This window comes from Nocardia sp. NPDC052254 (genome assembly GCF_040679495.1).
In the GTDB taxonomy this organism is placed as follows: domain Bacteria; phylum Actinomycetota; class Actinomycetes; order Mycobacteriales; family Mycobacteriaceae; genus Nocardia.
Genome location: NZ_JBFAUW010000001.1, coordinates 542,982 through 569,224, shown reverse-complemented (window position 1 = coordinate 569,224; position 26,243 = coordinate 542,982). Strand labels below are relative to the sequence as shown.

Sequence of the window (26,243 nt, the reverse complement as noted above, 5' to 3'; positions counted from 1 at the left end):
TATTGTCATGAATTATTTCAAATTGGGGCGCATAGTTGTTATCGTTTGCCACAGACTGCCCCGGATGTTTCCTGCCGCACACGGCTCGGCGCCTCGGGCGCACATCCACAATCCAAGAGTTCTCACCAGGTGGTGCAATGGGTATCGAAATGGTTCTGGACATGGCTGTATCGGTCCATCCGGACAGGCCGGCCGTGGGCCGGCGCGACTCCGGGATGACCTACCAGCAGCTCAGTGACGCCGCGTCGCGCGGTGCCGCGGTCCTGAACGAGTACGGCGCCGCGCATGTGGTCTTCGTCGGTGTCAACGGCCCGGTGCTGCCGGTCCTGACCTTCGCGGCGGCGCGGGCGGGGGTACCGATCGCACCGCTGAACTATCGGCTCGCCGCCGATCAGCTGCGGGAATTGATCGGGCAGCTGGAGCGGCCACTGATCGTCGCCGATCCGGCGTATCGCGACAACCTCGACGGCGCTGCGGACACCGTGCTCACGAGTGCCCAGTTCCTCGAGCTCGCCGCCTCGGAAGGGCCGGCCGTGGCGGGTGTGGCGCCCGACGACACCACCGCGGTGGTGTTGTTCACCAGTGGCACCACCTCGGCGCCCAAGGGCGTGTTGCTGCGCCACCAGCATCTGCTGTCCTATCTGCTCAACACGGTCGAATTCGGTTCCGCCGCAGCGGAAGAGGCGACCCTGGTCAGTACGCCGCCCTATCACATCGCGGGGATGGGTGCCGTGCTCAGCAACGTCTACGCGGGCCGCCGGATGGTGTATCTGCCGGACTTCACACCGCAGAGGTGGCTCGATCTCGTCCGGGGCGAGGGGATCACCGGTGCGATGGTGGTGCCGACGATGCTCGCGCGCGTGGTCGAACATCTCGACGGCGCGCCGGGCGATGCGCCCGCGCTGGCCTCGCTGGCCTACGGCGGCGCCCGGATGCCGCAGCCCGTGCTCGAGCGCGCACTGGCGGCCTTCCCCGCGACCGGATTCGTCAATGCCTACGGACTGACCGAGACCAGTTCGACCATCGCCGTCCTCGGTCCCGACGATCATCGCGAGGCGCTGGCGGATCCGGGCATTCGCGGCCGGTTGTCGTCGGTCGGGCGGATCGTGCCGGGGATGGAAGCCCAGATCCGTGACGAGGACGGCACCGTTCTCGCCGACGGCGAGACCGGGCTGCTGTGGGTGCGCGGTGCCCAGGTCAGTGGCGAATACATGGGTAAGGGCTCGGCTCTCGACGCGCAGGGCTGGTTCCCCACCCGGGACCGCGCCCGCATCGAGGACGGATATCTCTACATCGGCGGCCGCGCCGACGACACGATCATCCGCGGCGGGGAGAACATCGCCCCCGCCGAGATCGAGGACGTCCTGGTCCACCACGACGACGTACGCGAGGTCGCCGTCATCGGCGTTCCCGACGACGAATGGGGAGAGCGGATCTGCGCGGTGATCGTGCCGATCGGCGACGGCCATGCCGATGCGGAGCAGATCCGGACGTGGTGCCGTGCACGCCTGCGCGGCTCCCGGACGCCCGACGAGGTCGTGTTCGTGTCCGAGCTGCCCAGGACCGCCACCGGCAAGCTGGTGCGCCGCGACCTGGTCACGCGGGTCGCGGGCTGAGCCGCTCGCACATCACCCCCCGGGTGTCACATCTCTGAAGGAGTTTCCATGCGTAATGCCGTGATCGTCGATGTCGTGCGGTCGGCGTCGGGCCGGGGCAAAGCCGGTGGCGCGCTGTCCGGCGTGCACCCGATCGATCTGCTGGCCGATGTGCTGCGCGCTCTGATGGCGCGCAACGACATCGACCCGGTGCTCGTCGACGACGTCATCGGTGGCTGTGTCAGCCAGGCGTCGGAGCAGGCCGGCAACATCACCCGCTCCGCCGCCCTGGCCGCCGGTCTGCCGGAATCCACGCCCGCCACCACGGTGACCCGGGCGTGCGGTTCCAGTCAGCAGGCCGTTCACTTCGCGGCGCAGGGTGTGCTCGCGGGCGCCTACGACGTGGTGATCGCCTGCGGTGTCGAATCGATGAGCCGGGTGCCGATGGGTACCGCGCCGATGGGCGGCGATCTGGTCGGAACGGCTCTCGCACAACGATATCCGCAAGGCTGGATCAGCCAGGGCGTGGCGGCCGAGCTGGTCGCGCGCAAGTACGGACTGGACCGCGACGATGTCGACCGTTACGCGTTCGAATCGCATCGGCGCGCATCCGATGCGGCCACGGCCGGGCACTTCGAGCGCGAAATCGTGCCGGTCGCGACGCCCGAGGGTGCGCACACCGTGGACGAGACGATCCGCGCCACCACGACGACCGAGAGCCTCGCCGCGCTGCGTGCCTCCTTCTATTCGGAGGAGTCGGCACAGCGTTTTCCCGACCTGGGCTGGATGATCACTCCCGGCAACTCCTCACCGCTCACCGACGCGGCCGCGGCCACACTGATCATGTCCGAGGACAAGGCCGCGCAGCTGGGCCTGACGCCGCGCGCCCGCTTCGTCGACTTCGCGGTGGCCGGTGACGACCCGCTGTACATGCTCACCGCGCCGATCCCGGCCACCCGCAAGATTCTCGACCGCACCGGCCTGTCGATCGATGCCATCGACGCCTACGAGGTCAACGAGGCGTTCGCGTCGGTGCCACTGGCATGGGCCCGCGCATTCGAGGCCGATCTCGCGCGGCTCAATCCGGTCGGCGGCGCGATTTCGCTCGGACATGCGATCGGCGCCTCCGGCGTGCGACTGCTGGCCACCATGGTCGGCGAACTCGAGCGCTCCGGCGGGCGATACGGCCTGCAGACGATGTGCGAGCACGGCGGGATGGCCAATGCCCTGCTCATCGAACGTATCTGACCATTCGGCAACGATTTCCGGCCGCGGCCGGGGAAGGCGTATTCGTGGATATCAACGGTAAGGTCACAGTCGTCACCGGCGGCGCGTCCGGTCTCGGACTCGCGACGGCACGACAGTTCCTCGACGCGGGATCGAAGGTGGTGCTGCTCGATCTGCCGACATCACAGGGCGCGGCGGTGGCCGCCGAACTGGGGCCCGGCGCCGTCTTCGCCCCCGCCGACATCACCGACGAGACCGCGGTGGCGAGTGCGCTTGATGCGGCCGAGCAACTCGGCGAGCTGCGCGCGGTCGTCAGTTGCGCGGGCACCGGGCGGTCGTTGCGGGTGGTCGGCCGCCAGGGCGTGTTCCCCCTCGATGTCTTCACCCGCGTCGTGACGATCAACCTGATCGGCACCTTCAATGTGGTGCGGCTCGCCGCCGAGCGGATGTCGCGCCTGGACCTCGACGGCGAGGAGCGCGGTGTCATCGTGACCACGGCATCGGTCGCGGCATTCGAAGGACAGATCGGGCAGGCCGCCTACGCCGCCTCGAAGGCCGGCGTCGCCGGGATGACCCTGCCGCTGGCCCGCGATCTGGCCTCCCTGGCGATCCGGGTGGTCTCGGTCGCGCCGGGACTGTTCGACACCCCACTGCTGGCCGGTCTCAACGACGAGGCGAAGGCGTCCCTCGGGGCGCAGACCCCGCACCCCAGCCGGCTCGGGAATCCCCGGGAATTCGGTTCACTGGCGGCCCATATCGTGTCCAACCCCATGCTCAACGGCGAGGTTGTCCGGCTCGACGGCGCCATCCGCATGGCACCGCGCTGATCGCGGTGATCCCGTGCCCGACAAGGAGGTACAACGATGACAGCTCCGACCCTTCCGCTGGAAGGTAAGGTCGCCCTCGTCACCGGTGGTAGCCGGGGACTCGGCCGCGAGATGGTGCTCGCGTTCGCACACGCCGGCGCCGACACGGTCATCGTCAGCCGCAAGCTCGACAGCTGCGAGAAGCTGGCGGCCGAGGTCACCGCCGCCACCGGACGGCGTGCGCTGCCGGTGGCGTGCCACGTCGGTGACTGGGATGCGCAGGAGCGGTTGGTCACCCGCGCCTACGACGAGTTCGGCCGGGTCGACATCCTGGTCAACAACGCGGGGATGTCGCCGCTGTACCCGAATCTCGAAGAGGTCTCCGAAGCCCTGTTCGACAAGGTGTTCGACGTCAATCTCAAGGGCGCGTTCCGGTTGACGACGTTGATCGCGCCGCGGATGGCCGCGGGCGCGGGCGGGTCGATCATCAACATCAGTTCGATCGCGGCGCAACGGCCCACCCCCGACGATCTGCCCTACGCCGCGGCCAAGGCCGGGCTCAACGTCCTGACCAAGGGATTCGCCCAGGCCTACGGGCCGGCGGTGCGAGTCAATGCGATCATGGCCGGTCCGTTTCTCACCGATATCAGCAAGGCGTGGGACATGGATGTGGTCGCCGAGAAGATGGCGGCGCTGCCACTGGGCCGTGCGGGCAACCCGGACGAGATCATCGGTGCCGCGCTCTACCTCGCCGGCCCGGGTGCGACCTACACCTCCGGCGCGATCCTGCCGGTCGACGGCGGTCGCACCGCGATGCGCTGATCATCGCCCGCACCCGAGACATATTCCCTACCAACCGATGAGGAACCACGACATGAGCTGGGGATTCGAAACCGACCCCGAGTATCGGAAGGTACTCGACTGGGCCGACGAGTTCGTCACTACGGAGGTCGAGCCGATCGACCAGGTCATCACCCATGCGTGGGACCTGAAGGATCCGTTGCGGCAGAAGCTGATTCCACCGCTGCAGGACAAGGTCCGGGAGCAGGGGCTGTGGGCGACCCACCTCGGCCCCGAACTGGGCGGACAAGGGTTCGGCCAGCTGAAACTGGCCCTGCTCAACGAGATCGTCGGACGCACCCACTCCGGGCCGATCGTGTTCGGAGCCCAAGCGCCCGACTCCGGTAATGCCGAGATCCTCGCCCACTACGGCACTCCCGAACTCAAACAGCGGTATCTCGAGCCGCTCATCGAGAACAAGATCGTCTCCTGTTACGCGATGACCGAACCTCAGGGCGGGTCCAACCCGGTCGAGTTCGAGACGACCGCGGTCCTCGACGGTGACGAGTGGGTGATCAACGGCGAGAAGTGGTTCGGATCGAATGCGCGTTTCGCCTCGTTCTACATCGTGATGGCGGTGACCGATCCCGACGCCGAGCCGCATCGCCGCCTGTCGCAGTTCATCGTCCCGGCCGAGACTCCGGGGCTCGAGATCGTGCGCAACACCGGTGTGTGGGGCCACGACTACGAGGTCGGCACGCACGCCTACACCCGCTGGACCGATGTGCGAATCCCGAAGGATCACATCCTCGGTGGGGTGGGCCAGGGGTTCGAGGTGGCGCAGACCCGGCTGGGCGGCGGTCGAATCCACCATGCGATGCGCACGGTCGGCCTGGTGCAGCGCTCGCTCGACATGATGCTCGAGCGCGCCGTCTCGCGCACGACGCGCGGGAGCAGGCTGGGCGACAAACAGCTCGTGCAGGAGATGATCGCCGATTCCTGGGTGCAACTCGAGCAGTTCCGCCTGCTGGTGCTGCGCACCGCGTGGCGGATCGACAAGGAGAACGACTACCGCAAGGTCATCAAGGACATCGCCGCGGTCAAGGCGGCCATGCCCAAGGTGCTGCTCGATGTGACTTCGCGCGCCGTGCAGCTGCACGGCTCACTGGGGGTGTCCAAGGAACTTCCGCTGGGCAAGTGGCTGTTCGAGGCTTATCACATGGGCCTGGCCGACGGCGCGACCGAGATCCACAAGATCGGGCTGGCCCGTCAGCTGCTGCGCGATGCGACCCCGCACGACGGGTTGTTCCCGAGCTACCACGTGCCCGCACTCGAGGATCTGGCGCGAGAGAAGTTCGCGGCGGAGTTGCGTGACATGGCCGAGTAGGCCGGATGTCTCCTGAGCCGCAGGGTGATTCATCGATGGTGAGTCACCCTGCGGTTTCGTGCGTCCACCCTTTTTCTGCAAATGATTCGCATGAAATATTGACAATTGACCCAATTCGGGCGAATGATGATCAGGTCGTCGGTGACGTGGGTCACGACGGCGTCATCGGCGAACGGACCGTGTGGATTCCGGCCGGGCGCCGCCCCACCTCATTCCCCTCAATTCCCGCGGAGTTTCCATGAGCGCATCATCGAGCGCTTCGAGCGCACGGCCGGACAGGCTGCGCCTGCTGATCGAGGTCCCGGCGGTCGTCGTGCTCTTCGTCATGATGATTCACGTGACCGCCAACGCCCTGTTGCGGACGTTCGCCTCACATCCCATCCAGAACACCCTCGAGATCACCCAGTACATCTACCTGCCGATCATCGCGCTGCTCGGATTCATGGCGGCCCAGTCGCGCGGCGAGCACATCGTCGCCGACCTGGTGACCCACTACTTCCCACGGCGGATTCGGCGGGCCGTGCTGTGCGCCGGGTATCTGCTCGCACTGATCGTGATGAGCGGATTCGCGTGGTTCGGGCTGAAAGCGGCGCGCCACGCCCACGAGATCGGCAAGACCGCCGGCGTCTCGACGGTCGTGTCCTGGCCGGTGCTCTACCTGGTGCCGCTGGCCTTCGGGGTGCTCGCGGTACAGCTCGGCTTCGCCGCGGTGCGCGCGGTGCGCGGCGCCGAGGACGACGACACCACTGCCGCCGATACCGACGGCACCCTCGGCGGGATCGAGGCCCCGGCCCGCACGACATCGGATTCGGAGAAGAAATGACCACCGTTGCCGCCCCCGCGGACCGGCCGATCGGCCCACCGCCGGTCGGGCCGAGCCGCACCCACACCATCCGGTCGTGGACCGTATTCGGCGCACTCGTCGTCCTGCTCATCGGGTCGAGCACCGCGATCTTCCTGCCCCTGCAGCCGCAGGCGATCGGCGGTGCCGCCCTGGTCCTGATGATGGTGCTGTTGTTGCTGCGGGTCCCCGTCGCGATGACGATGATGATCCCGTCCTTCGCCGGACTGTATGCGCTGCGCGGTGAGAAGACCGTATTCAGTGCGCTGTCCTCGCTGCCCTATCACCAGGTCGCCAGCTGGACCCTGAGCGTCGTGCCGATGTTCGTCCTGATGGGCCTGCTGATGTGGAAGTCCGGTCTGACCGCGAACCTGTACACGGTGGCCCGGCACTGGCTGGGCTGGCTGCCCGGCGGTCTCGCGGTCGGCACGAATGTGGCGGGCGCCGGTCTGGCCGCGGTCAGCGGATCCACCACCGGAACCGCCTACGCGCTCGGGCGCATCGGCATTCCCGAGATGCTCAAGGCCGGCTACGACCGCAGGCTCGCGGTCGGCGCGGTGATCGTCGCCGGATTGCCCGGTCAGCTGATTCCGCCGAGCATCCTGCTCGTGCTGTACGCGGGTATCGCCGAGGTGCCGGTGGGCAAACAGCTGCTGGCGGGCGTCGGCCCCGGCATCCTCGTGGCGATCCTGTTCAGCATCGCGATCATCCTGTACTCGGTGTTCGGAAAGGACCTGGCGGGCCCGAATCGTGGCCGCAGCACCGAGGTGGTGCCGTGGAAGGAGAAGTTCGACAGCCTCGCCAAGGCCTGGCCTATTCCGGTGCTGATCTTCGTGATCGTGGGCGGAATGTTGTCCGGCGTCTTCACCGCCACCGAGGCCGGTGCGGTGGCGGCCCTGTGCTCGGTCGGCGTGGTGTTCGCGCTCAAGGGCCGGTCCGGCGGCGCGCTGCGTGCGCTCACCGACGGCGCGATCGGGACCGTGTCCACGGTCGGCGCGGTGTTCCTGCTCCTCGTCGGTGTCGAGGCGCTGTCGCGGATGATGATCCTCAGCGGCATCAGCAACGGTTTCGCCGACATCATCACGCGCCTGGATCTGGGCCGGGTCGAATTCGTGCTCCTGATGATGGTGGTCGATCTGGTCCTCGGCGCGTTCATGGAACCGCTGCCGATGATGGTGCTGACCATCCCGATCCTGATCCCCACGCTCGCGCACCTCGACATCTCGCTCCTGTGGTTCGGCGCGTTCACGGTGTTCATGGGGGAGCTGGCCATCCTGGCCCCGCCGGTCGGCGTACTGGCGATGGTCATCCACTCGATAACCAAGGACCCGGAAGTCAACCTGGGCAGAAACATTCAGCTCAAGGACGTGTTCATGGCATCGCTGTGGTTCCTGCCGATGGCCGTGGTGGTGGTCCTGATTCTGATCCTGTTCCCCGAGATCGCGACCTTCCTGCCGGATCACTCCAGCGGCGGCTGAGCCGGGTGCGGCCACCGGTCCGCACCGGAACGGGAACCCGTTCCGGTGCGGACCGGTGTCGTGCGGTCGGTGCCTGGAACCGACCGCCTGGACCATCAGATCGCGACGACGCCCGCCTGCTCGAGTTCGGCGATCTCCGCATCGCCGAGCGCGAGAACCGCGCGCAGGACCTCGCGGCCGTCGGCTCCCAACCGAGCCGCCGGTCCGGTGTGCAGGTGGGCGCCATCATAGGAAGCCGGCGCCGCCGCGGCGAGATAGGTGCCGATCCGCGGCTGGGTGAGTTCGGCGAACAGTGGATTGGCCGCGAGATCTCCGGAACCCACGACCTGCTCGAAGGTCCGGTACCGCTCGTGCAGGACCGACGACGCACCCAGTGCCGTGCCGACCTCGTCGGCGCTGTGGGTGCGGAACCAGCGCGCGAACAGTCCGGTGAGCACCTCCCGATGTTCATAGCGGTCGCTCTCCCGGCCGAAGTCGGCGCCCAGGGCCGACTCCACCGCGGCGACGAGCTTTTCGGTGCCGGTCAGGGCCATGAGGTCCCGGAAGTGGCGCGAGGTCAGCGCGACGATCATGAATCGCTCGCCGTCCGCGGTGACGAAATCGGTTCCGTACGTGCCGTATACGGCGTTACCCGTGGCCGGGCGGCCGGTTCCGTTGACCTGCGGCTCGGTCAGGTAGCCCAGCGCGCCCGCGGTCGCCAGCGCGACATCCTCGAGCGGAAGGACGATCCGCGAGCCCGCTCCGGTGAGTTCGCGGCGCCGCACCGCTGCGGTGACCGCGAGCGCGGCATGCAGGCCGGCCGCCACATCCCAGGCCGGCAGCACATGGTTCACCACGCCGGCGTAGTCGGCCGGGCCGGTGATCTGCGGGAATCCCAGTGCGGCGTTGACGGTGTAATCCACGGCGGGCCGCCCGTCGTGGCGTCCGAGCAACTCCAGGGTGATGACATCGGAGCGCAGCGCGGACAGCGTTTCGTGACTCATCCAGTCCCGGCCACCCGCATTGGTCACCAGAACCCCGCCGCCGGGTGCGGCCACCAGCCGTTGCACGATGTCGCGCCCCGCATCCGAGCGCAGGTCCAGTGCCAGCGATCGCTTGCCGCGGTTGAGTCCCGTCCAGTAGATCGATTCGCCCGCCGCGGTCACCGGCCACCGGTCGATGTCGGCGGCGCCGCCGATCGGATCGATGCGGATCACCTCGGCGCCCAGCTGGCACAGCGTGAGGCCGCACAGGGGAGAGGCGACGAAGCTCGAGATCTCGACGATGCGGACTCCGGCGAGCGGGCGATCGTCCGGGTGTTTCGTGGGGGTCATCTAGCGATCCTCCGCTGGTCAACAATTAATGATAATGAATCTAACCATAACATTTGACACACTGAATTTGGCGCGCCATACTCTCCACTATGGCAAGCATTTCGGCAGTCGGACCGGAAGATTTCGCTGACATCCTCGCGCAGACTCGCGAATTCATTCGCAAGCAAGTGGTGCCGCGGGAACAGGAAATCGCGGACACCGACAGCATTCCCGCCGATATTCGCGCGAATGCGGCGGCGATGGGCCTGTTCGGTTACGCGATCCCTCAGGAGTGGGGCGGCCTCGGCTTGGACCTGACCCAGGATGTCGAGCTGGCGATGGAATTCGGCTATACGGCTCTGTCGCTGCGATCGATGTTCGGTACCAACAACGGCATCGCCGGACAGGTGCTGGTGAACTTCGGCACCGACGAACAGAAGGCGCGGTGGCTCGAGGGCATCGCTTCCGGAGCTGTCGTCGCCTCGTTCGCGCTCACCGAGCCCGGTGCGGGATCGAATCCGGCCGGATTGCGCACCAAGGCGATCCGCGAGGGCGACGACTGGGTGATCACCGGCGAGAAGCGGTTCATCACCAACGCTCCGCTGGCTGATCTGTTCATCGTGTTCGCGCGGACCCGGCCGGCCGATGAGAACGGCACCGGCATCGCGGTCTTCCTCGTGCCCGCCGACACCCCGGGAGTCGAGGTCGGTCCCAAGGATCGCAAGATGGGACAGGAAGGCGCCTGGACCGCCGATGTGCATTTCACCGGTGTCCGCGTGCCGCAGGCGGCACTCGTGGGCGGCAGTGAGGATGTCGGCTACCGCGCCGCGATGACCTCGCTGGCTCGCGGCCGCGTCCACATCGCGGCCCTGTCCGTGGGTACCGCGCAGCGGGCACTGGACGAGGCGACCGCCTACGCCGCGACGGCGACCCAGGGTGGTACGGCGATCGGGGATTTCCAGCTGGTGCAGGCGATGATCGCCGATATCGCGACCGGTGTCATGGCCGGGCGCGCGATGGTCCGCGAGGTCGCCGCCCGCTACGTCTCCGGCGAGGACCGGCGAATCGGCCCGTCCGCGGCCAAACTCTTCTGCACCGAAATGGTCGGGCGCGCAGCCGATCTCGCGGTGCAGGTGCACGGCGGATCGGGGTATCTGCGCGAGGTGGCCGTCGAGCGGATCTACCGCGATGTGCGACTGCTGCGGCTCTACGAGGGCACCAGCGAGATCCAGCGCCTGATCGTCGGCGGCGGTCTGGTGAACGCGGCCAAGAAGCGGGCCGGCGCGGCACGCTGAGACGGCGTCCTGATCGGAGCCACGGATGAACAGGAGTGAGATGGGACTGCTGGATGGAAAGGTCGCCGTCGTGACGGGGGCCGCGCAGGGGATCGGCCTCGAAATCGCCCGCACCTTCGTGCGCGAGGGCGCAAAGGTTGTGCTCGCGGATGTCAACGACGAAGCGGGCGCGAAGGCCGAGTCCGAACTCGGCGGCCCGGATGTGGTCAGGTACCTGCGATGCGACGTCCGTGACGGCGCGGCGGTGGAGGCTGCCGTCGATGCCGCGGAAGCGACGTTCGGGCCGCTCGGCGTCTTCGTGAACAACGCGGGTATGACGCGGGATTCGACCATGCGCAAGATGAGTGAGCAGGACTTCGACGACGTGATCGCCGTGCACCTCAAAGGTGCGTGGAACGGTACCCGGGTGGCCGCGAACCGGATGCGCGAATACGGCGCCGGCGCCATCGTCAACATCTCCTCGATCTCGGGCAAGGTCGGACTGCTGGGGCAGACCAACTATTCGGCGGCCAAGGCCGGGATCGTGGGTTTGACCAAGGCCGCCGCCAAGGAGGTCGCGTTCAAGAACGTCCGCGTCAACGCGGTGCAGCCGGGCCTGATCCGCACACCGATGACCGAGGCGATGCCCGAACGCATCTGGGAACAGAAGATGGCCGACATCCCGATGGCGCGCGCGGGTGAACCCGGCGAGGTCGCATCGGTGGTGTTGTTCCTGGCCAGCGACATGTCGAGCTATATGACGGGTGCCGTCGTCGAGGTGACGGGCGGCCGTCAGATGTGACGGCCCAACCTCTTGCCTTAATTCATGACTATCATTATGGTGATCTAAGAACGTTTCGCAGCGGTGCGATGTGGACATGGTCCGCCGCACCGCACGCATCCACGGTGAAGGAGCCGAGATGTCCGACAACACACCCGGTACGCAGGCTTCGAGCGGGAGCCGCCTGCGCTGCAACGAATGCGGTTCGGAGGCGATCGTCACGACGGCCGGCGGGTCCGCGCTGACCTGTTGCGGCGTTGCCCTCGAGATCACCTTCGCCGGTAGCTGACCGGAGAGAGAACACGACCATGAACGAGATCGGTAAGCGCTACACCTGCGCCACCTGCGAGACCCAGATCATCTGCGTCAAGAAGGGTGAAGGCCGCTTCACCTGCCATGGAGCACCCATGGAACTGCTCACCGCCAAACCCCTCCCGTCCTCGGACTAGGGCCCACGGCGCCGGCCGGACATCTCGGCACGCCGGTCGAATTTCTTTGTGCCACAGCACCGTCGACGCCGCGCCCAGGCGCCGCGACCGGTGCGGTACTCGCGTAACAGAAGGAGTGTTCAGATGGCTGGTCCACTCGACGGACTCGTCGTGATCGATGCGAGCTGGGGCATGCCGGCGGCCATCTCGACGATGATGCTCGCCGACTACGGCGCGCGGGTCGTCAAACTCGAGCGACCGGGCGGCCCGGCGGAGGCGAATTCGGCCCTGCGCAAATCGACCGACCGCGGAAAGTGGAGCGTCGAGGCGGACCTGAACACGCCCGAGGGCCGGGCGATCGCCGACCGGCTGCTGGCCGGCGCGGACGTCTTCGTCGAATCCTTCGGCACCGGCCGCGCGCAGGAACTGGGCCTGGGCTACGAGCGGTTGCACGAGCTGCATCCCGAACTCGTCTACTGCTCGGTGACCGGCTACGGCAACGACGGCCCGCTGGCGGCCCGGCCCGGCTACGAGGCGTTGCTCAACGCCCGGCTCGGGCAGATGGCCGAGCAGGTGGGGCATCGGGACGGGCCGATCTTCCTCGGACACCCGACCGTCTCCTACGGCACGGCATTCATCACCACCATCGGAATTCTCGCGGCGTTACGGGCTCGCAAGCTCAACGGCACCGGCCAGAAGGTCGACACCTCGCTGCTGGACGGGATGCTGGCGATCTCGTCGATGAACTGGTGGTGGAACGAGAAGGACATCTCCTACCTCGCCCGCAGCGGAAATCAGAAGGGGTTCGGCAACAAACGGCTGATCACCGATCCTTTCCAGTGCGCGGACGGCAAATGGCTGATCCCGCACACCGGTGGGCCGGGGTCCTACAAGCGAATGATGGATCTGCTCGGTTTCGGTGCGCAGACCCAATCGATCGACGGCCCGGAGATGGCGGTGCCGCTCGACGATGTCGAACTCGACATCGCGCGCAACCAGGTGCCGGGGGCATTCCGGGCACGGCCGCGCGACGAATGGCTCGAGCTGTTCCACGCCGCCGACATCGCCGCCCTGCCGGTACTGCACCCCGAGGAGACCTTCGACGACGACCAGGTGGTCTTCGCCGGAGTCGCGATCGACCTGCCGGACGCCGAACACGGCACCCTGCGCCAGATCGGGCCGGTGATCCGGTTCGAGAAGTCCGCGCCCGCGACACCGGAACCCGCTCCCACGGTCGGCGCGCACACCGAGCGTGTCGGTGAGCTCTCCCGTTCGCCGCTGTGGGCGCCCGCTCCGGCCGGCGATGCGGTCACCGCGCCGCTGCAGGGAGTGAAGATTCTGGACTTCAGTTCCTACTTCGCGACCGGTTTCGGTGCGCGCCTGCTGTCGGACCTCGGCGCCGACGTGATCAAGATCGAGCCGCTGGTCGGCGATCAGATGCGCCCGCTCGGTGACCTGTTCGAGGGCGCCAATCGCGGTAAGCGCACCATCGCGCTGGATCTGCGGACCGCCGAGGGGCAGGAGATCGCGCACCGCATGGTCGCCGAGGCCGATGTGGTCATGCAGAACTATCGTCCCGGAAAGGCCGAGAAGATCGGCCTGGGGTACGAACAGCTGCGCGCGATCAATCCGGACCTGATCTACGCCTATCTCCCCGGATTCGGCTCGAGCGGCCCGAAGTCGACCCTGAAGTCGTTCGCGCCGTTGGTATCCGGTCTGGTGGGGCTGAATTTCGAGGGCGCGGGCGCGGGTAACGCGCCGATCCGCCGGGTCATCGGCAACGAGGATCTCTACAACGGCTTCCTCGGCGCCGTCACCGTTCTGCTGGCCCTGCACCACCGTGCCAACACCGGGGCCGGACAGTATGTCGAGAGCCCGCAACTGCATTCGAGCCTGTTCGTGATCAGCGAGCACTCCGCGACCGAGGACGGTGCCGCGGTGCCCGCCCATCAGCTCGACGCCGAGCAGATGGGGTTGTCGCCGCTGTATCGCCTGTATCGGACCGCCGACGGGTGGATCGCGATCGCGGTGTTCGGAGATGCGGCGTTCGGCCGGCTCGGTGCGTCGTTGCAGCTGCCCGACCTCACCGCCGACGAGCGCTTCACCGGCGTGGCGGCACGTGCGGCGAATGCCGACGCACTCGCGAAATCGCTGACCACCCGATTCGCGGAATTGACCAGCGCAGAGGCATTTACGCTGCTGGACGGCCATGGCGTGCCTGCCGAGATCCCGCTCGACCATCCGCTCATGCCCGAACTGCTCTGGGAAGAGTGGGCGGTCGAATCGGGCCGGGTGGTCGAATATCACCATCCCGAATACGGCTGGTCACGCGAAGTCGGCATGGTCATCCACCTGTCCGATACGCCGGGCCGGTTCAAGGGCAGCAGCCCGCGGCTGGGCCGGGATTCGGCCGAGATCCTCGGCGAGATCGGCTATTCGGCCGACGAGATCGCCGCATTGCTGGACACCGTGTGCAAGCTGCCGACGGCGGCCGTGAAGGAAGCCTGAACCATGGATATCACCTATCCCGCGGCCGCCGAGGCGTACCGCGGCGAGATTCGCGCGCTGCTCGAGTCCGAACTACCCGCCGACTGGTGCGGTATCGGCGCACTGCCGACAGCCGAACAGGAAGAATTCCTGAAGAGCTGGCGAAAGGTGCTCTCCGACAACGATCTTCTGGCGGTGTCGTGGCCCAAGGAGTTCGGCGGTGCCGGTCTGTCGGGCATCGAACAGGTCGTGCTGAACGAGGAGCTCATGCGGCTCGGCGTTCCGGACGGCACCGAGAACGACACCCTGGGTATCAAACTGCTCGGCAACACCATCACCGTACTCGGCACCGACGAGCAGAAGGAGTACTTCCTGCCCAAGGTGCTGTCGGGCGAGCACGTGTGGTGCCAAGGGTATTCCGAACCCGAGGCCGGCTCCGATCTGGCGGGGATGCGCACCCGCGCGGTCCGCGACGGTGACGAGTGGGTGATCAACGGTCAGAAAACCTGGACATCGCAGGGGCACAACGCCAATTGGATCTTCGTGATCGCGCGGACCGATCCGGCGGTGGCCAAGCACAGGGGACTGTCGTTCCTGCTGGTGCCGATGGATCAGCCCGGCGTCGAAGTGCGCCCGATCGTCAACGCGGCCGGGTATGTCGCTTTCAGTGAGGTTTTCTTCACCGATGCCAGGACCCCGGCGTCGCATGTGCTGGGCGGTGTGGGCGGTGGCTGGAAGACCGCCAACACCCTGCTCGGCTTCGAGCGCGGGGTACGCGCGACCACCGATGCCGTGCGCTTCGGCCGGGAGGTGGAGCGACTGATCGAACTGGCCCGCGAGCGCGGACTCAGCACGGACCCGCGAATCCGCGCCGAGCTGGCCTGGTGCTGGTCGCGCGTGCAGACCATGCGTTTCCGCGGCTACCGTGCGCTGACCAAGCTGCTCAACGGCGGCTCCTACGGTGTGGACGGTTCGTTCTCGAAGGTGATCTGGAGCGAATTCTTCCAGCGGTACACCGAAATCGGCATGGAAGTCCTCGGTCTCGAGGCGCTCACCCCGACCGGTGGTGGCAACGACGGGATCCTCGTGACGCCCAACCCGGGCGCGGACAACTCGTCGCGCTGCTGGACCGATATCGCGCTGTACGCACGCGCCGCCACCATCTACGGCGGCAGTTCGCAGATCCAGCGCAACATCATCGGCGAGCAACTGCTCGGACTGCCCAAGGAGCCTCGCCTCGACAGCGGTCCCTTCCAGGACATCGGACGCCGTCGCAGCGCCTGATTCGATACCTTCGCCGCGCCGGCGAAACGGAAGAACGGAAAAGACCACCGTGTACTTCGCATTCGACGAAGACCAGGAGGAGTTTCGGAGTTCGCTTCGCCGTCTCCTCTCCGAACGTGCTCCGCTGACCCGCGTCCGCGAGGTCGCCGAGGAGGGCGGCCATGACGGCGAGACGTGGCGGTTGCTGGCCTCGAACATGGGTGTTCCGGGCCTGCACGTCGCGGAGAAGTTCGGCGGGGGAGGATTCAGCTTCCTCGAAACAGCCCTCGTGGCACAGGAATTGGGCCGCGCCCTCACTCCGGTGCCGATGGTGACCACCACCGGGGCGATCGAAGCGGTACTGCGACTCGGAACCGAGGAACAGCAGACGACAGTGTTGCCGGGACTGCTCGACGGCAGTGTCATCGGTGCGCTGGCGCTCAGTGGATCCGACGACACCGCGGTCGGCGCGGCGAAGGTACGCGCGACGGGTGATCCGTCGGCGCCCAGCCTGACCGGCCGGCTCGACTATGTGACCTTCGGTCACGTGGCCGATCTGCTGGTGGTGCCCGCACTGGTCCCGGCGGGCGACGCGGTGGCGTTGTATCTGCTCGACGCGCACGCATCCGGCGTGCACGTCACCGCGCAGCCGTCGCTGGATCTGACCCGGCCGGTCGCCACCGTCGAAATCGTCGACGCCGACGCCCGTGTACTGGGCGCCGACCCGGTGTCGATCGGCCGCGTGGTCAACCTCGTCCGCACCCTGCTCGCGAACGAAGCGCTCGGCGCCGCCGAGGCCGTCCTCGACATGGCGGTGAGCTACGCCAAGCAGCGCGTGCAATTCAATCGTCCGATCGGGTCCTTCCAGGCCATCAAGCACAAGTGCGCCGATATGGCCATCGCGATCGACGCGGCGCAGGCGACCGTCATGTACGCCGCCATGTGCGCCGACCAGGACAACGACGAGTTCGCCCGGGTCGCGGTGATGGCCAAGGCACAGGCATCGGAATGCCTGACTCTCTGTGCGGCACACAACATTCAGGTGCACGGCGGCATCGGCTTCACCTGGGAAGCGGATCCGCATCTGTACTTCCGCCGGGCCAAGGCCACCGAGCCGATTCTCGGCAACAACGCGCACCACACCGAACTTCTGGCCGACCTGGTCGGAATCTGATCGGTGGGTGGTCCGGTGATCCCGGGCCACCTACCGCTCGTACACGACGCGGCCGCCGATGAGTGTGCACCGCACCGCGTCACCGCTCGGGCGGGAATACATCTGCGCGATCGGCCGATCCAGGAGGACCAGGTCGGCGGCGGCTCCCGCTGTCACCGTACGGGCCGGTGCACCCGGATCGTGCAGTGGTGCCAGATAGCGATCCACGGCGTCGCAGGGCCGCAGCGTTTCCTCGCCGCCGACCAGTGCGCCGCCGGGGGCGCGGCGTTCGATGGCCGCGGCGATGACCTGCCACGGGTCGACGGGACCGTAGGGGGCGTCGCTCGACAGGGCAAGGCCCACACCGGCATCGCACAGGCTGCGGCAGCGGTAGAGATCGCCGATGTCGCGGCTGTCGACCCGGCGCAGGTAGTCGTCGCCGCGGTCGGCGATGAAACCCGGCTGTGTCACCACGGTGATTCCCCGACGCCGCAGCACCTCGATGATCTCGACCGGGATGATGGCACCGTGCTCGATCCGGTCGCCGGTGATGGTGCCGGTGGCATCGAATACGGCGAGCAGGATCAGCAGCGCCTCCCGGCTGACACAGTGCACCGCGACCGGACGCCGGAGATCGTGCGCGCGCCGGACCGTCGCCTCGAGATCGGCGATGTCGGGCAGGTCGGAATCGGCGATGACAATCTTGTACGGCCCGACGGTCACGGCGGGATCGCAGGAGTGGCCGAGCGGGACTCCGAGTAGATGCAGCCGCTGCGGGATCGCCCCGGAGCCCGCGGCGGCGGTGAGACTCGCGAGCGACTGCGCACCCAGATCCGGTGTGGCATCGGTGATTCCGGTGATTCCGTAGCGTGCCAGCCGCAGACCGACAGCGGTGAGATCGGGCGGCCCGGTATCGGGCAGTCGTGACCGTAACCAGGTGTCCGCGCGCCAGATGCGGCCGGTCGGGCGGCCGCGATCGTCGCGTTCCACACCGGGGTCGGTCGCGGATTCCAGATCGACCAGGCGCGCACCGGCCGAGTTGAGAATCCACATGGCGCCACTGCGGTGCTGGATACGTACCGGACGGTGCGCGCACAACGCGTCGAGCGCAGTCGAATCGAGCAGGCCGGCAACGGTTTCGACGTAGCCGACCCCGCGGATCCAGCCGTCGCCCGGGACCGTGGCCAGTGCGCCGGCCAGTTCCTCGGCCGTGCGGACCCGGGGCGGACCGCAGCGCACGGAATTCGAATCGGCTGCCAGCGCGTGCAGGTGCAGATGGTGATCGTGCAGGCCGGGCAGCAGCGCCCCGCCGCCGGCATCGAGTACCGGAACTCCGGGCGCGACCAGGTCGGTACCGATCGCGGCGATGGTTCCGTCGCGTACCAGGACGTCGGCGCGCGCACCGGACAGCTCGGCAGCGCGAATCATGAGCTCGGTCATGGCATTCGCCTGCCCAGCTCGGCGAGTACGGCGGCGGTGTCGCGGCCGCTGCCGGGCGCCTCTCCGATCGCTTCCCGGCGGCTCGGCGCGATGATCTGCGATTCGTCGGCGGGTTCGGCACCCGAATCGGGATCGAGTGTCGCGGCCACGACCGACGACATCGCGATGTCCCACAACCGGCCACTGCCGTCGGCGGGAGCCGACATCGCGAGCACGGCCGCGGCGAGGCCGGTCAGCGGGTCGGCGATGGCATCGCCCACGAACAGGGGAGTGCCGTCGCCGGCGCGTGCCACGAGGCCCGCGCCGGCGGCGATATCGTCACCGAATCCGATCCGGTTGGAGGCCCGGCCGTGCGCGGTGATCGAGATCCAGGTGCCGCCCGCGTCGGCGAATGCCTGTGCGGCCAGGCCGAATCCGGCCAGTGCGCGGGGACGCGAGGCTTCGATCACGATGTCGGCGGAGGCGACGAGGTCGGCGAGCGCGTCGCGCTGTGCCGGGTCACCGGGATCGAGTACGACGGATTCGTGGCCGGCGTGCAGCAGCCGGTAGAAGCCGGGATCGCCGCGCCGCGCGCCGTCGGGGCGGGTGGGCGTCTCGACCTTGATGACGCGCGCGCCCGCCAGGCCGAGCAGGTGGGCGCACAGCGGCCCGGCCCACAGCGCGCTGAAATCGATCACCCGCAACCCGTCCACCGGACGCGGGGACAACGGTGGCACGGCGGTGACGGCCGCCGGTACGAGCGGGGCCGCGGCCACGCCCAGGAGTTCCGCGCGCTCTGCCAGTTCGGCACCGGAATGGGTACGCAGCCATTCGGTCACCGGGGGCCAGGGGTCGTCGCCGATCTCGCGGCATACGAGTGCGCCGAGCAGTACGGGATCGTCGGGGCGTGCGCAACTGACCGCCGCCCAGCCGTCGAGGGTGGGCAGCAAGCGGCAGTGCCCGCCCGCCGATGTCGTTCCGTCACGGCCGAATCCGGTGAAGGCGGCCCGCTCGGACAGCAATCGTGCGCCGTCCAGCCGGACCCGGCCGCCGGTGACCTCGGCGATCCGGTCGGTGTGGCGCCGGGCCGTCGTCGCCGCGGTGCCGGGGGGAATCAGCGGCGGCCCGTCGGCGTACCCGGTGAGGGCGGGCACTCCGCTCTCCGCCCAGTCGCGCACGCGCTGCGACGTATTTCCCGAGGTGCCGGACACGGCGCCGATCATACCCGGTGCTAATAATCATACGCAGAGATTGAGGCGACCTCGCGCGCTAATTCAGGCGCATAGATATTGACAATTCCGTCAAATCAGACGCATGATTAGCATCATAACGTGAGTGTGCTCACGTCGCTCCGTGCGCGACGGCAGTTTCGATCGGCCTGTCTCGCATCGTGTTTCGGCCTCCGCGGCCCATTCAAGGGAGACCCAGCAAGTGACCAAGTTCTTAGCCTGCGTCGCGGCCGGCGCGCTCGTGCTCGCCGGTTGCGCCGAATCGGGCGTCGGTGGCGCCCGCGGCGGTGGCCCGAGTGTTGCCTACGGCGCCACGAAGGAGCAGTTTCGGGAAGCCCTCGCCGACGCGGGTCCGATCGTTCTGCACACGCAGTCGCCCGGCGCCAAGGGGTCGGTCTCGGGTTCCTTCGTCGAGGAGTACGTCGCCGCGGTACAGGACTGGTCCGGCGGGAAGATCACCTTCGATGTCGCGTACTCGGACGCGATCGCGAAGTCCACCGAGATCGACGACGCCGTCAGCGACGGGCGCCTGGACATGGCCCAGGTGCTCACCGTGTACGAGCCCAAGGAATTCCCGGCGATGTCGGCTCTCGGCAACGCCGGTGTGCTGTCGGATCAGAGTGTCGTCACCGGTGCGTTGCAGTCCAACGCCTGGCCGGCGGAGGTCGCGTTCTCGACTCGCGAGATCGTGTCGGAGTTCGAGGACAAGGGGTTGAAGCTGATGATGCCGGGCTACAACGCCGGCACGAACGCGTTGTTCTGCGCGCAACCGCGAACCAGCCTGCGCGACTTCGCCGGCAAGAGCATCTCGATCGGCAGCACCGCCGGGGGCGAGCAGGTCGCCGCCCTGCGCGGTACGTCGACATCGGTGGCCTACACCGAGGCTTACGAGGCGCTGCAGCGTGGTGTGATCGACTGCTCGATGGTGAGTCCGTCGGCCGCCACGATCGGTGGTCTGGTCGAGGTCGCGCCGCACACCGTCATCGATCCCGATGCCGGGCTGGTCGTGCCGACCGCGAACATGGTGTTCAACGAGGACATGTGGAACAACCTGCCGCGCGCGGCCCAGCAACTGCTGTGGGATCGCCTCGACGTCTTCGTCACCGCGATCGTGAAGGACAAGATCTGGCCCGTCACGGTGAGTTCGGTGCGCAAGATCAAGAAGTACGGCGGATCGGTACTGCCCTTGTCGGCCGATGCGCGCGCCGCGTTGCAGCGCACCAACGACAAGATCATCGACGAGACCGCGCACGAGCGGGCGTTGTCGGACGGTGCGGCGTTCGTGGCCTCGGTCCGGACGGCCGCCGACAAGTGGAGTCGCATCGTCGCCGAACTCGGTTACCGCAACGAGACCGACTACAACGGCTTCGCCGACTGGTACACCCCGCAGAAGATCGATGTCGACCGCTACGTCCGGCGGGTCTACGAAGACGTCTTCCTGCCGCGTCGCCCGGCCTGAGCGCACAGCGAAATGCCCGGCAGGCACAGCGAATTCCGCTGCCCGCCGGGCATTGCCGGTATCAGAAGGCGCTACGGCCACCGTCGACGGTGTAGATGCCGCCGGTGACCCAATCGGCCTCGTCGGAGGCCAGGAACAGCGCGATGGAGGCCAGGTCCGCGGGCTTGCCCAGGCGGCGCAGCGGAAAGCGCGCGGCGGCATCGGCATCGAGGGCGGCCTGATCGGCATCCGGTGCGGCGGTGCCGCGGTCCACGCGCGACTGATACACCAGCGGGGTCGGGATGGTGCCGGGGCAGATCGCGTTGACGCGGACATTGTCCGGTCCGTAGGTGACCGCCATCTGCTTGGTCATCGCGATGACGCCGCCCTTGGCCGCCGAGTAGGGGAAGATTCCGGGAAGCCCGATCAGCCCGCCCATACTGGCCTGGTTGATGATCGAACCCGTCCGTCGCTCGATCAGATGCGGCAGCGCGTACTTCGACGTCAGCCACACACCTTTGAGGTTGATCGCGATGACCCGATCCCACTCGTCCTCGGTGGTGTCGGCCGCGTCGCCGGCGCCGTTGATCCCGGCATTGGCGAACACGACGTCGAGCTGACCGAATTCGGCCAGGGTCGCCGCGATCATCCGCTGCGCGTCGGCGTCGGAGGTGACGTTCGCGGTCACCGGCAACGCGCGGCCGCCGTTCGCGACGATCTCCTCGGCGGCGGCGGTGGCCGCGGCGGGATCGAGATCGACGATCGCGACGGCCGCGCCTTCGGCCGCGAAGCGCCGCGCCGAGGCCAGGCCCAGTCCCGAACCCGCGCCGGTGATCAGCGCGACCTTGCCGGCCAGGCGTCCAGTGCTACTCATGGTGCTACCTCTCGTGTGGGGGAAATCAGGCGAACAGGGCGGTGAACCGCCAGTCCAGAACCGGTGCGGGAGCGTCGTTTCCGCGGTGCGCGTGGACGCGGGAGCGCAGCTCGAGAACCCCGCCGCCGGCAGGCAGCGAGTCGGCGGCGTCGACGTGCAGGGTGCTGGTGAGGGTGTCGCCCTCGTGTACGGGTCCGGTGTGATCACAGGACCGCCAGCCCAGGACGGTCACCAGATTCGGCAGCGCGCGGCAGGCCTGGGCCAAGGCGAGCCCGATGGTGTGGCCGCCGTAGACGAGTCGTCCGTGGTCACCCACTCGTTCGTCGTGATGGGTGGCCGCGATGTTGAGGGTCAGGCGAGCCAGTTCGGGCGCGCTGGTGACCACGTCACCACTGGACTCGAAGGTCGTGCCCACGAGTGCCGGATCGAAGTGCGCGCCGGGCACCCGCGCGCGATAGGCGTCGAGATCCAGCTCGGCCGGTGCTGCCAGAGGCGGCAGGTCGCGCGGTTCGATCGCTGCCAGATCATCGGCGGGCGCGGTGCGCGCCGGATCGGGCTGCTCGCTCAGCGGCAGCATCGCGCAGCGGTAGAAATCGAGTACCGTGGCGTCGTTCTGATCGGTCGTGGTGATCCGCAACGCGGCCAGGCCCGTGGGCCGGCGTCCCGATCTGGCGGAATTCTGTTTCAGGCCGACGACTTCGGTGCCGGTGTAGAGGGTGTCGCCGATGTGTGGCAGCCGATGCAAACGCAGGCCACGGTAGAACAGGTTGGCCTTCACGTGATGTGTCGCGAGCGTGGATTGGCCGATCGACAGGTCGGCGACCAGGCCCGGGTGGGCGACGGGAGCACCGGTCACCGCTGTCGACAGCCGCGCGTCCAGGGGCAGCCGCAGCCGGTCGCCGAGGATGCTCTGATGCACCGCGGCGAGCCCATCGGTGAGGGTGACCGCGGGCGCGGTGTCGAAGCGCTGTCCGATCGACAGTTCGTCGAAGTACGGCCCGCCGACGTGGCGGACGGTATCGCTGCTCATCTCATGCTCCGATCATCGACAGGGTGCGCCGGGCCGCGACGGCCACGGCCTCGTCGAGCATCTGCCCATCGAGCTGGGCGGCTCCCGCGCCGCGGGCCTGCGCCTGTACGAGGGCCTCGAGTACGCGCCGAGCGTGCTCGGCCTGTTGCGCGGTCGGGGTGAAAGCGTCCTTCGCCGTGGCGATCTGGGCGGGATGGATGACCCACTTGCCATCGAATCCCAGCTCGGCCACCCACCGCGTGACCGCACGGAAGGCGAGGTCGTCGGCGATCGCGAGGTAGGGACCGTCGATGGCTTGGACCCCGGCCGCGCGTGCGGCGTGCAGGACACGATCCTGCACGAACAACCACTGCTGCGGTGTCGCGGTGGCGGCGCGGCCCAGCGCGGCCCCGAGATCGGCATAGCCGATGATCAGTGCCTGTACTCGTGGACCGGCGGCGATGTCGTCGATGGCGCCGACTCCCGCCGGTGTCTCGATCAGCGCCTGCACGGGCAGATCCGCGGCACCGGCCGCGGCGAGGACGGCGTCGGCCTCGGCCAGATCGGCCGGTCCGTCGACCTTGGGAATCACCACCGAGGCCAGCGTGTCGCCCAGTGCCGCACAGGCGCGCAGATCATCGGCGAACCAGGGGGTACCCGGTCCGTTGATCCGCACCGATACGGCGCGGGTTCTGCCGTGCGTGCGGACCAGGTCCGCCACCAGGGCGCGCGCCGTGACCTTGAGCGCGGTGGTGACCGCGTCCTCGAGGTCGAGGACCACCTCGTCCGCACTGCTCACCAGCGCTTTGCGTGCCTTGCGTGCATCGGAGCCGGGGGCGACGAGCGCCGCTCGTCGGCGTACATCTCTCACGGGATGTTCCTTCTCGATCGTGTGCTGACCTGTACCGAGGCTGAGCCGCGGGTGCCCGGACGGGGCGGCGCCGACCCTGATGTACCGGCGCCGCACCCGATTCTGGAGTCTCCCAGAGATCCCAGTCTCTGTAAATGTTTATCATGATTGACATTTTCTTTCGGCTGACTGACTATGGCCGTACAGATCCGTTTTCGGGCTCGGGAGAGCCCGCGACACGACGAGGCGTGGGGCGTGAGCTACTACCTGAACGATGAAGAGACCCTCCTGGTGGAGACGGTGCGTGAGTTCATCGATCGCGAGGTGAAACCGACCGTACAAGAGGTCGAACACGCGAACGAGTATCCCGAGCAGTGGATCGAGCAGATGAAACGCATCGGCATCTACGGTCTGGCGATCGCGGAGGAATACGGCGGCGCACCGGTATCGATGCCCTGCTACGTCAAGGTCACCGAGGAGCTTGCCCGGGGCTGGATGTCGCTGTCGGGAGCGATGGGCGGGCACACGGTCGTGGCCAAGCTGATCGGCCTGTTCGGCACCGAGGAGCAGAAGCAGCGCTACCTGCCCCGGATGGCGACCGGTGAGATCCGCGCGACCATGGCACTGACCGAGCCTGGCGGTGGGTCGGACCTGCAGGCCATGAGCACCACCGCCAAACGTGACGGCGACGATCTCGTCATCAACGGCGCGAAGACCTGGATCACCAACGCGCGCCGCGCCGGAGTGATCGCCCTGCTGTGCAAGACCGACCCGACCGCGACGCCGCGGCACCGGGGCATCTCGATCGTGCTCGTCGAGCACGGCCCCGGGCTCACGGTCTCGCGGGATCTGCCCAAGCTCGGCTACAAGGGCGTCGAGAGTTGCGAACTGGCATTCGACAACTACCGGATTTCGGCGGACGCGGTGCTGGGGGCAACGCCCGGAAAGGGTTTCGGGCAGATGATGAAGGGGCTGGAAACCGGACGGATCCAGGTGGCGTCGCGGGCACTCGGTGTCGCCGCCGCGGCGCTCGAGGATTCGCTGGCCTACGCGCAGCAGCGGGAGAGCTTCGGTCAGCCGATCTGGAAACATCAGTCGGTCGGCAATTACCTGGCGGATATGGCCACCAAGCTGACCGCCGCGCGACAACTCACCCGGCACGCGGCGGAAATGTACGACCGCGGCGAGCGCTGCGATATGGAGGCCGGCATGGCCAAGCTGTACGCGTCCGAGATCGCGATGGAGGTGGCGCTCAACGCGGTTCGCATCCACGGCGGGTACGGGTACTCCACCGAATACGACGTGGAGCGCTACTTCCGCGATGCCCCGCTGATGATCGTCGGAGAGGGGACCAACGAGATCCAGCGCAATGTGATCGCCGCCCAGCTCGTGGCCCGCGGGGGGCTGTGAGATGAAACGTGCGGCATTGGTGGCTCCGGTCCGTACCGCGGTCGGACGGTTCGGTGGAGCGTTGAAGGATGTACCGGCGGTGACCCTGGCGACGACGGTGCTCCGCGAGACCGTCGCACGGTCGGGGATCGACCCCGAGCGAATCGACGATGTGGCGATGGGGCAGTCGTACGCGAATTCGGAGGCCCCCTGCATCGGCCGCTGGGCCGCCCTGGACGCGGACCTGCCGATCTCGGTGGCCGGGCTGCAAACCGATCGCCGCTGCGGCACAGGGCTGCAGGCGGTGGTGACCGCCGCGATGATGGTGCAGACCGGTGCGGCCGATGTCGTGGTGGCCGGCGGGGTCGAGTCGATGAGCAGTATCGAGCACTACACGACCGGCGCGCGCTGGGGTGCCCGATCCGGCGGTCTGCAGCTGTTCGACCGCCTCGATCGTGGTCGCGAGCGGTCGCAGCCGGAATGGCGATTCGGCCGGATCAGCGGAATGATCGAGACCGCCGAGAACGTCGCGGCGAAGTACGGGATCACTCGCGCGGAGTCCGATCTGCTGGCCGCGGAAAGCCATCGCCGGGCCCACGCCGCCTGGGAGACGGGCCGATTCGACACCGAAGTCGTTCCGGTCGAGGTCACCGACCGCAAGGGCAAGGTGACGACATTCGATCGTGACGAGGGGATCCGGCCCGATACCACCGCCGAATCCCTCGCGAAGCTGCGCGCGGTCACCCCCGGCGGGGTGGTGACCGCAGGCAATGCGAGCCAGCAGAACGACGCCGCGGCAGCGGTACTCGTGGTCGCCGAGGACCGCCTGGACGAGCTCGGACTGGAACCGATCGGGTTCCTCGAAGGCTGGACCGCGGTCGGATGTGATCCGGCGCTGATGGGCCTCGGGCCCGTGCCCGCCGTGCAGAAACTGTTCGCCCGCACCGGACTCGGCTTCGACGATTTCGACCTGGTCGAACTGAACGAGGCCTTCGCCAGTCAGGTGCTGGGTGTGCTGCGGGGCTGGGGCTGGGACGACCGAGACCGGTTGAACGTCAACGGTTCCGGAATTTCGCTCGGCCACCCGATCGGCGCCACCGGCGTGCGAATGCTGACCTCCGCGCTGCACGAATTGCGGCGCCGTGACGGCGGCCGCGCATTGCTGACGATGTGTATCGGCGGCGGCCAAGGCATGGCCGCATCGGTCACCTCGGCCTGAAACGTCGGCAGGTACGGGCGAAGC

Annotated in this window: 23 protein-coding genes; 17 read left to right on the top strand and 6 right to left on the bottom strand. The window is 67.9% G+C overall.

The genetic code is table 11. From position 1 onward, the window contains the following. Window positions 1-137 precede the first annotated feature (137 nt). The 7 genes from AB0L57_RS02590 (at window position 138) to AB0L57_RS02560 (ending at window position 8,114) form a co-directional block, all read left to right on the top strand. Window positions 138-1,616 (top strand): class I adenylate-forming enzyme family protein, encoded by a 1,479-nt coding sequence (locus AB0L57_RS02590; RefSeq protein WP_364955922.1) that lies wholly within the window; start codon window positions 138-140, stop codon window positions 1,614-1,616. Window positions 1,617-1,664: 48 nt separating this feature from the next. Then, window positions 1,665-2,843 carry a thiolase family protein gene (locus AB0L57_RS02585; RefSeq protein ID WP_364955919.1) on the top strand — a complete coding sequence of 393 codons (1,179 nt, stop codon included), beginning with the start codon at window positions 1,665-1,667 and terminating at the stop codon, window positions 2,841-2,843. Window positions 2,844-2,887: 44 nt separating this feature from the next. Then, a complete protein-coding gene (locus tag AB0L57_RS02580) occupies window positions 2,888-3,649 on the top strand; it encodes an SDR family NAD(P)-dependent oxidoreductase (protein WP_364955917.1) in 762 nt (253 codons plus the stop codon). A gap of 36 nt (window positions 3,650-3,685) precedes the next feature. Continuing rightward, a complete protein-coding gene (locus tag AB0L57_RS02575; protein ID WP_364955914.1) occupies window positions 3,686-4,450 on the top strand; it encodes an SDR family oxidoreductase in 765 nt (254 codons plus the stop codon). A gap of 52 nt (window positions 4,451-4,502) precedes the next feature. Beyond that, entirely contained in the window at window positions 4,503-5,795 is a 1,293-nt protein-coding gene (locus AB0L57_RS02570) for an acyl-CoA dehydrogenase family protein (RefSeq protein ID WP_364955911.1), read from the top strand. A gap of 238 nt (window positions 5,796-6,033) precedes the next feature. After that, the gene (locus tag AB0L57_RS02565) at window positions 6,034-6,618 is read left to right on the top strand and encodes a TRAP transporter small permease (protein WP_364955908.1); all 585 of its coding nucleotides are present in this window, start codon (window positions 6,034-6,036) and stop codon (window positions 6,616-6,618) included. Continuing rightward, window positions 6,615-8,114, top strand: a complete 1,500-nt coding sequence (locus tag AB0L57_RS02560; protein WP_364955905.1) for a TRAP transporter large permease — start codon at window positions 6,615-6,617, stop codon at window positions 8,112-8,114. Before AB0L57_RS02565 ends, AB0L57_RS02560 begins: the two co-directional genes overlap by 4 nt. A 95-nt stretch (window positions 8,115-8,209) precedes the next feature. Here AB0L57_RS02560 and AB0L57_RS02555 read toward each other — a convergent pair whose 3' ends face one another. Continuing rightward, the gene (locus AB0L57_RS02555; protein ID WP_364955902.1) at window positions 8,210-9,427 is read right to left on the bottom strand and encodes a CoA transferase; all 1,218 of its coding nucleotides are present in this window, start codon (window positions 9,425-9,427) and stop codon (window positions 8,210-8,212) included. Between the two features lie 89 nt (window positions 9,428-9,516). On the opposite strand from AB0L57_RS02555, the gene AB0L57_RS02550 reads away from it, so the two are divergent. The 7 genes from AB0L57_RS02550 (at window position 9,517) to AB0L57_RS02520 (ending at window position 16,813) form a co-directional block, all read left to right on the top strand. Then, a complete protein-coding gene (locus tag AB0L57_RS02550; RefSeq protein ID WP_364955899.1) occupies window positions 9,517-10,701 on the top strand; it encodes an acyl-CoA dehydrogenase family protein in 1,185 nt (394 codons plus the stop codon). Window positions 10,702-10,741: 40 nt separating this feature from the next. Continuing rightward, entirely contained in the window at window positions 10,742-11,482 is a 741-nt protein-coding gene (gene fabG / locus AB0L57_RS02545; protein ID WP_364957248.1) for a 3-oxoacyl-ACP reductase FabG, read from the top strand. Window positions 11,483-11,600: 118 nt separating this feature from the next. Further along, entirely contained in the window at window positions 11,601-11,750 is a 150-nt protein-coding gene (locus tag AB0L57_RS02540) for a hypothetical protein (RefSeq protein ID WP_364955896.1), read from the top strand. A gap of 19 nt (window positions 11,751-11,769) precedes the next feature. Next, on the top strand, window positions 11,770-11,910 hold the full coding sequence (locus tag AB0L57_RS02535; RefSeq protein WP_364955893.1) for a hypothetical protein: 141 nt from the start codon (window positions 11,770-11,772) through the stop codon (window positions 11,908-11,910). Between the two features lie 123 nt (window positions 11,911-12,033). Further along, a complete protein-coding gene (locus tag AB0L57_RS02530) occupies window positions 12,034-14,397 on the top strand; it encodes a CoA transferase (RefSeq protein WP_364955890.1) in 2,364 nt (787 codons plus the stop codon). A gap of 3 nt (window positions 14,398-14,400) precedes the next feature. After that, window positions 14,401-15,660 carry an acyl-CoA dehydrogenase family protein gene (locus AB0L57_RS02525; RefSeq protein ID WP_364955887.1) on the top strand — a complete coding sequence of 420 codons (1,260 nt, stop codon included), beginning with the start codon at window positions 14,401-14,403 and terminating at the stop codon, window positions 15,658-15,660. Between the two features lie 49 nt (window positions 15,661-15,709). Beyond that, entirely contained in the window at window positions 15,710-16,813 is a 1,104-nt protein-coding gene (locus AB0L57_RS02520; protein WP_364955884.1) for an acyl-CoA dehydrogenase family protein, read from the top strand. Window positions 16,814-16,843: 30 nt separating this feature from the next. Here the strand turns inward: AB0L57_RS02520 and AB0L57_RS02515 are convergent, their stop codons facing one another. Further along, window positions 16,844-18,232, bottom strand: a complete 1,389-nt coding sequence (locus AB0L57_RS02515) for an amidohydrolase family protein (RefSeq protein WP_364955881.1) — start codon at window positions 18,230-18,232, stop codon at window positions 16,844-16,846. Continuing rightward, a complete protein-coding gene (locus AB0L57_RS02510; protein ID WP_364955878.1) occupies window positions 18,229-19,422 on the bottom strand; it encodes a CoA transferase in 1,194 nt (397 codons plus the stop codon). The genes AB0L57_RS02515 and AB0L57_RS02510 overlap by 4 nt, the downstream gene beginning before the upstream one ends. Before the next feature lie 220 nt (window positions 19,423-19,642). On the opposite strand from AB0L57_RS02510, the gene dctP reads away from it, so the two are divergent. Continuing rightward, window positions 19,643-20,899 (top strand): TRAP transporter substrate-binding protein DctP, encoded by a 1,257-nt coding sequence (gene dctP / locus AB0L57_RS02505; protein ID WP_364955875.1) that lies wholly within the window; start codon window positions 19,643-19,645, stop codon window positions 20,897-20,899. Between the two features lie 61 nt (window positions 20,900-20,960). Here the strand turns inward: dctP and AB0L57_RS02500 are convergent, their stop codons facing one another. The 3 genes from AB0L57_RS02500 to AB0L57_RS02490 are packed head-to-tail and all read right to left on the bottom strand — an operon-like array spanning window position 20,961 to window position 23,632. Further along, window positions 20,961-21,752, bottom strand: a complete 792-nt coding sequence (locus AB0L57_RS02500) for an SDR family NAD(P)-dependent oxidoreductase (protein ID WP_364955872.1) — start codon at window positions 21,750-21,752, stop codon at window positions 20,961-20,963. A gap of 25 nt (window positions 21,753-21,777) precedes the next feature. Continuing rightward, a complete protein-coding gene (locus tag AB0L57_RS02495) occupies window positions 21,778-22,782 on the bottom strand; it encodes a MaoC family dehydratase (RefSeq protein ID WP_364955869.1) in 1,005 nt (334 codons plus the stop codon). Window position 22,783: 1 nt separating this feature from the next. Further along, the gene (locus tag AB0L57_RS02490) at window positions 22,784-23,632 is read right to left on the bottom strand and encodes a CoA ester lyase (protein ID WP_364955866.1); all 849 of its coding nucleotides are present in this window, start codon (window positions 23,630-23,632) and stop codon (window positions 22,784-22,786) included. A gap of 234 nt (window positions 23,633-23,866) precedes the next feature. Here AB0L57_RS02490 and AB0L57_RS02485 point away from each other — a divergent pair, with 234 nt between their 5' ends. Next, on the top strand, window positions 23,867-25,021 hold the full coding sequence (locus AB0L57_RS02485; protein WP_364955863.1) for an acyl-CoA dehydrogenase family protein: 1,155 nt from the start codon (window positions 23,867-23,869) through the stop codon (window positions 25,019-25,021). Window position 25,022: 1 nt separating this feature from the next. Continuing rightward, window positions 25,023-26,219: an acetyl-CoA C-acetyltransferase gene (locus AB0L57_RS02480; protein WP_364955860.1), complete on the top strand. Its 1,197-nt coding sequence runs from the start codon at window positions 25,023-25,025 to the stop codon at window positions 26,217-26,219. The last annotated feature ends 24 nt before the right edge of the window (window positions 26,220-26,243 follow it).